Source organism: Hydrogenophaga sp. 70-12 (assembly GCF_001897365.1).
In the GTDB taxonomy this organism is placed as follows: Bacteria; Pseudomonadota; Gammaproteobacteria; order Burkholderiales; family Burkholderiaceae_C; genus Hydrogenophaga; species Hydrogenophaga borbori.
This window is the reverse complement of record NZ_MKSS01000393.1, coordinates 1-5597: the sequence shown is the minus strand read 5'-3', so window position 1 is coordinate 5597 and position 5597 is coordinate 1. Positions and strand designations below refer to the sequence as shown.

The 5597-nt window shown below is 69.5% G+C and carries 6 protein-coding genes and 1 pseudogene; 1 reads left to right on the top strand and 6 read right to left on the bottom strand.

Features of this window, described 5'->3' with window-relative positions; all coding sequences use genetic code 11:
* The 6 genes and pseudogenes from BGO22_RS20150 to BGO22_RS20125 form a co-directional block, all read right to left on the bottom strand.
* Nucleotides 1–290, bottom strand: a pseudogene (locus BGO22_RS20150) (ATP synthase); the annotation flags it as partial.
* 125 nt (nt 291–415) lie between these two features.
* Nucleotides 416–1714, bottom strand: coding sequence for a TRAP transporter large permease (locus tag BGO22_RS20145; RefSeq protein ID WP_286852283.1), 1299 nt, complete (start codon nt 1712–1714; stop codon nt 416–418).
* Nucleotides 1715–1727: 13 nt separating this feature from the next.
* Nucleotides 1728–2231, bottom strand: a complete 504-nt coding sequence (locus BGO22_RS20140) for a TRAP transporter small permease (RefSeq protein WP_204743601.1) — start codon at nt 2229–2231, stop codon at nt 1728–1730.
* 6 nt (nt 2232–2237) lie between these two features.
* Entirely contained in the window at nt 2238–3290 is a 1053-nt protein-coding gene (dctP, locus tag BGO22_RS20135) for a TRAP transporter substrate-binding protein DctP (protein WP_286852282.1), read from the bottom strand.
* A 22-nt stretch (nt 3291–3312) separates the two neighbouring features.
* Entirely contained in the window at nt 3313–4098 is a 786-nt protein-coding gene (locus BGO22_RS20130) for an alpha/beta fold hydrolase (RefSeq protein WP_286852281.1), read from the bottom strand.
* Between the two features lie 3 nt (nt 4099–4101).
* On the bottom strand, nt 4102–4674 hold the full coding sequence (locus BGO22_RS20125) for a cupin domain-containing protein (RefSeq protein WP_116959960.1): 573 nt from the start codon (nt 4672–4674) through the stop codon (nt 4102–4104).
* A 271-nt stretch (nt 4675–4945) separates the two neighbouring features.
* On the opposite strand from BGO22_RS20125, the gene BGO22_RS20120 reads away from it, so the two are divergent.
* Nucleotides 4946–5597, top strand: a 652-nt coding sequence (locus BGO22_RS20120; RefSeq protein WP_286852280.1) for a LysR family transcriptional regulator, incomplete at its 3' end; no start/stop codon positions are given.

The following is a 5597-nucleotide window of genomic DNA, read 5'->3' as shown; positions in this document are numbered from 1 at the left end:
ATCGCCACATCGGCCACCCGATCGGCGCCCTTCTTGTACTCGCCGACCTTCAGCAACAGCTCGATCTCGTCGTACTTCGCCAACAGCTCGCGCACCCGGCCGGCCGCGGCCTTGTGCTGAGGGGATACCAGGGCGCCCATCACCCGCGAGGCCGAGGCCAGGACGTCAATGGCTGGGTAGTGGTTAGCCGCCGCCAGTTTGCGCGACAGCACGATGTGCCCATCGAGAATGGACCGGGTCTCGTCGGCCACTGGTTCGGTCATGTCGTCGCCCTCCACCAGCACGGTGTAGACCCCACCGGTTTGGGCGGTCGCCTAGTCCGAATGACGGTCAAAGCCCTGCCACAGCCGACCGGAGCGGTTCTCCCTGGGGTATCCGCACCCGCGGCTGTGGCAAGCCGGCCCATGCCCGGGACTCACATCCGCGAGGGCAGCCAGGTCGCCAGCGCGGGCCAGGTGTGGATGGTCCAGGCCAGCAGCAGGATGAGGATCCAGTAGGGCGCCACGCCGCGGAAGATCTCCTGCACCTTGAGCAGCGGGTCGGGCACCGCCGCCTTCACCACGAAGACGCTGATGCCGAACGGGGGCGTGAGCACGCCGGCCTCGATCACCAGGATGCCGATCAGGGCGAACACGATGGGATCGAACCCCATGGACATGGCGATGGGCCAGAAGATCGGCACCGTGAGCAGCATGATGGAAATGCTGTCGATCATCATGCCGAGCACGAACCAGACCGCCACCATGAACAGCATGGTGCCCGTGGGACCCAGGCCCCAGGCCTGCAGCAGCGCCTGCACTTCCTGCGGAATGCCGTTGAGCGCGACCAGCTTGCTGAACATGGTGGCCGTGAGCAGCAGCAGCATGATGGGCGTGACCGTGTGGCCGGCCTCGACGAAGGCGCCCCGGATGCCGGTCCAGCGCATGCCCTTGAGCCAGGCCACCACCAGCGCACCCATGAGGCCCACCGCGCTGCCCTCGGTGGGCGTGAAGTAGCCGAACCAGATCCCGCCCAGCGTGACCACGATGAGCGCCCCCACGCCGGCCGCGCCCAGCGCCGCGCCGCGCTCGGCCGGCGCTGCCGCGTCGTCGCTCTCCGGGGCCGCGTCGGGCCGCAGCTTCGCGTAGACGCCGCAGTACAGCGCGTACATCAGGGCCAGCAGCAGGCCCGGCACCACGCCGGCCGCAAACAGCTTGCCCACCGACTGCTCGGTGAGGATGGCCCAGACGATCATGAACACCGACGGTGGGATGAGCAGGCCCAGCACCGAACTGCCCGCGATGCAGCCGGTGGCGAAGCTGCGGCTGTAGCGGTGGTCGCGCATCACGGGATAGGCCACGTGGCTGAAGGCCGCCGCCGAGGCCACGCCGACGCCGGTCACGGCCGCGAACACGGCGTTGCCGCCCACGGTCGCCACGGCCAGGCGGCCGGGCACGCCGCGCAGGCGCCGGTTGATCACACTGAACAGGTCGGCCGCCGCGCCGCAGTGCGCGATCAACATGCCCATCACCGTGAAGCAGGGGATCACCACCAGGTTGTAGTCCTTGATGCCGGAGAGCGCCGTCTGGCCCACCAGGTCCATGGCCGGCCACACGCCGCCGAGCGCGAAGTAAAGGCCGAACAGCGCGCTGCCGGCGAAGGCGAACACCACCGGCACGCCCAGAATGACAAGGGCCACCAGCACGAACAGCGCGGCCCAGGTTTCGAAGAACATGGCGAATCTCCTCTCAATCGGCCGGGACCGGCTCGCTCGGTCCGCGGCCGCGCCAGGCGTCCGCGCACAAGCGCAGGCAGACCAGCGCGCCCACGGACCACAAGAGCAAGGTGCCGAAGCGCAGGGGCCAGGCGGGCAGTCGGAACGCGTCGTTGCCGTAGAACTCCGCGCTTCGCCAGCCTTCGATGGCGGGCGCCCAGCCCGAGGCCAGGAAGGTGGCGAACACCAGCGCGCCGATCAGCCAGGCGGCGCCCACGAGTGCGCCGGCCGCGCGGGCCGGCAGGCGCTCCAGCAGGAAGGTGACGCGCAGCAGCTTGCCGCGGCGCATGGCGCTGGGCGCCTGCAGGAAGGTCAGCAGCACCAGGCCGGCACCGGTCAGCTCGGCCGTGCCCGCGAACGGGTGGTTGAACAGCAACCGGCCCGCGACGTCATAGCAGATGACCAGGGTGAGCAGCGCGAGCAGCGCGGCACCGATGGCGTGCAGCGCCTTCAGCAACGTGTCGAATGGGTTCTTCACGGCGGCTCAGAGCGGGTAGGCGATCGGGAACTTGTAGCCGGCTTCCTCGAGGAAGCGGACATAGGTCTTGAGGACCTGCGTCGCGGGCTGCCCCTTGGCGTCGAGCTCCTTGGCGGCGCGGCCCGGCAGGTCCTTCACGAGCTCCGCCCAGCGGCGTTTCTCGGCGTCGGACAGCGCATGGATCTGCGTGCCCGAACCGCGCAGGCGGGCCTCGATGTCCAGGTCGCGCTGGCGGCTGGCGGCCGCGATCTTCGCGGTCGCCTCTTCGGCCACCTCGTCGATGATGGCGACCACCTCTTTCGGCAGGCGCGCGCGGGTGTTCAGGTTCATGAACGACACGAAGGTGCTGTAGGAGCCGAAGCCGGTCTTGGTCCAGACCTTGGCCACCTCGCGCAGCTTGAAGGCTTCCATGCCAGAGACCATGAACAGGCTGCCGTCGGCCAGGCCGTTCTGCATGGCCTGGTAGTGTTCGCCGATGCCCAGCGTCACGGGCACCGCGCCCGTGGGCATGAACAGCGGCGCGTTGGTACCGGCCATGGCGATGCGCTTGCCCTTGAGCTCATCCACGCGCTGCCAGTCGAAGCTGGTGGCCACGCCATAGGCCTCGGTCACCATCTGCGCCAGGATGTGCGCGTTGTAGGGTTTCACGCTCTCCTGCAGCGCCGGCACTTCCTTCAGCATGCGCGAGGCCACCTTCTGCTGCAGCACCGGGTCGTCGGCGGTGAAGGGCATGTAGGCGCTGTAGTTCAGCAGGCCGGCGCGCGCCTGCTCGAAGCCGATCGGCGACAGGCCGATGTCCAGCGAACCCTTCTGCACGGCCTCCAGCGCGCCGTCGACCTTGGCGACGCTGCCGCCCCAGGCCTTGATGAAGCGCAGGTTGTGCCCCGTGCGCGCCTTCACGCGCTGGCTCACCTCGTCGGCGAAGAAGCCGTCGTACACGCTGATGTACGTCAGGCCGGTGGTGTGCCCGCCGCCCATGCGCAGGGTGAAGTTGTCGGCGTGGGCGATCGACGCGGCGAGGGCCAGCGCGGCGGCCAGCAGGGAATGGGCGAATGTCATGGCTTGTCTCCTCGGATAGGGGTCATTCGAAACTGAGGTCGAGCAGCAGGCTCTCGTAGGCCTCGGGGTTGAGCAGGTGCGGGTAGTGGCCGCCGCTCTGCAGGCGCACGTGGCGCGACCCGGGGTAGCGCTCACGCAGGCGATCGCGCGCCTCGGGCGGGATCAGCGGATCGTCGGCGCAGTCCAGCACCACGATCTGCGACGGCTCCAGGGGCAGTGGGGGACAGGCGCGCGCCTGCGTCACGCCGGCGAAGCGCGAGTGCAGGCTGGCCGGCGACTGGCGCTTGGCCAGCATCACGCGCTGCAGCTGCTGCAGCGGCGACACCGGCGCGCTGGCCACGCGCTCCAGCCAGGTGGCGTGCAGCGCCTCGGGCGACACGCCCGCCACCCAGGCGGGGTCGAACAGCGGGTTGGCGGCCAGGTCGCCGCCGTCCGTGAAGCCGTTGCCGATGACCAGGCGGCGCACCTGCTGCGGGCACTGCAGGGCGAAGAACTGCGCCCACCAGGCGGCGAAGGACGAGCCCACCACCACGCAGGGCGGCAGCCCCAGGTGGTCGACCACGGCCTTCAGGCCGTCGGCCAGGCGCGGGGCCTCGGGCAGCGCCGGGTAGGTCACGGCGATCAGGCGCAGCCGCTCGCCCAGCGACAGCAGGGTGCGAACGAACATCGCGCCATCGCCCACGGAGCCGGGCAGCAGCAGCACCGCCGGCCCCTTGCCGGCGGTGTCGAGCCAGCGCCACTCGACGCCATCGACCTCGAGCGAAGACCAGGCGTAGCGGCTTTCCAGCCGGTCCAGCATTTCCTGCATGGCTCAGTACTTTCCGTCGGCCGACATGAAGCCTTCGGCGATCAAGCGCTCGTGCGCCTCGGGCGAGAACTCGGCCTGCGGCGCGTCGCCGCCGATCACGAACATCAGCCAGTGCGTCTTGTCCGGCTCGCCGAAGCTCACGTTCTCGAACCGGCGCTGCACACCGGCGGGAAAGGAGATCACGTCGAACGGACCGAGGTCGAAGCTCTCGACCTGACCGTCCACCTCCCACGAGCAGCGCCACTGCCCCGTCATGGGCATGAAGGTCTCGTTGGTGTCGTGGTTGTGCATCATCGGGCCCTTGCCCGGCGCGGCCTCGCAGAAGCCCAGGTTGAAGCCCTCGCTGATCTTGATGTGCGCGGCCTCGGCCGCCTCGTCGCCCACGGGGGACACGACCACCGTGCCATCGGATTTCTTCGGCGGCTGGAAGCCGATGATGTTGTAGAGCTTGCGCAGCGCGCTCGGGTGGCGGCTGTCGGGCAGGCCGCCGTCGTGGCCGCGGATCTCGCTGAACAGCGCGACGCGCTGGCGCATCTGCTCTCGCGTGACGCGGATGGTGGGGATCTTTTGTTCCATGGTGGGTCTCCTGAAGGGAAGCGGCGCGCAGGCAGGCGGCACGCAGCCGCGCGCGATGCGGTGTCGCACGAAAGGCGCGGCTCGTCGCCGCGGAGTGAGGGGGAGGGAAAGGCCGCGTGGCGCGGGCGCGCGCTAGCGGCGCGCGGCGCCACCGGCCGGTGGGGAATGCATGGCTTGTCTCCGTTGTTCTCTGCTGTCCTTGATTAAACTCAAACGAGGCCTTCGATCGCAATTCGCCACACCGATAGCCGCCATCGACAAGACGATCCCCATGAGGCTACGCGACCTGGACCTGAACCTGCTGGTGGCGCTGGACGCGCTGCTGCGCGAGGCGCATGTCACGCGAGCCGCGGCACGGCTGGAGATGAGCCAGTCGTCGATGAGCCTGGCCCTGTCCAAGCTGCGCACGGTGTTCAACGACCCGCTGCTGGTGAAGAGCGGCAGCGGCCTGGTGCTCACCGCGCGCGCGCAGGAGATCGCGCCGCGCCTGGCCGACACGCTGCGCCACGTCGACGCGCTGATGCACGAGCGCCGCGACTTCGACCCTTCGCAGGCGCACGACACCGTCACGTTGATCGTCACCGACTACATCGACTTCGTGGTGGTGCCGTCGCTGGTGAAGGAACTCGCGCGGCGCGCGCCCCACGTGATCCTGCGCATCGTCGGCCCCAACCCCACGCGCTTCGGCGAGATCTTCAGCAGCGGCGAAGTGGACGTGTCCATCACCTACTTCCCCAATCCCCCCGCCAGCCTTCGCGTGCGCCCGCTGTTCCGCGACCGCCTCGTGGGCGTGGCCCGGCGCGGCCACCCGCTGTTGGCCGGCGCCATGGACCTGCGGCGCTTCTGCGACCAGGGCCACGTGATCGTCGAGCCCGGCCAGGCCACCATGTACAACGCGCAGATCGAGCAGGCGCTCGAGCGCG

Coding starts and splice junctions, on each gene's coding strand:
- dctP (WP_286852282.1), bottom strand. CDS start 3,290: ATGACATTCGCCCATTCCCTGCTGGCCGCCGCGCTGGCCCTCGCCGCG.
- BGO22_RS20125 (WP_116959960.1), bottom strand. CDS start 4,674: ATGGAACAAAAGATCCCCACCATCCGCGTCACGCGAGAGCAGATGCGC.
- BGO22_RS20145 (WP_286852283.1), bottom strand. CDS start 1,714: ATGTTCTTCGAAACCTGGGCCGCGCTGTTCGTGCTGGTGGCCCTTGTC.
- BGO22_RS20130 (WP_286852281.1), bottom strand. CDS start 4,098: ATGCAGGAAATGCTGGACCGGCTGGAAAGCCGCTACGCCTGGTCTTCG.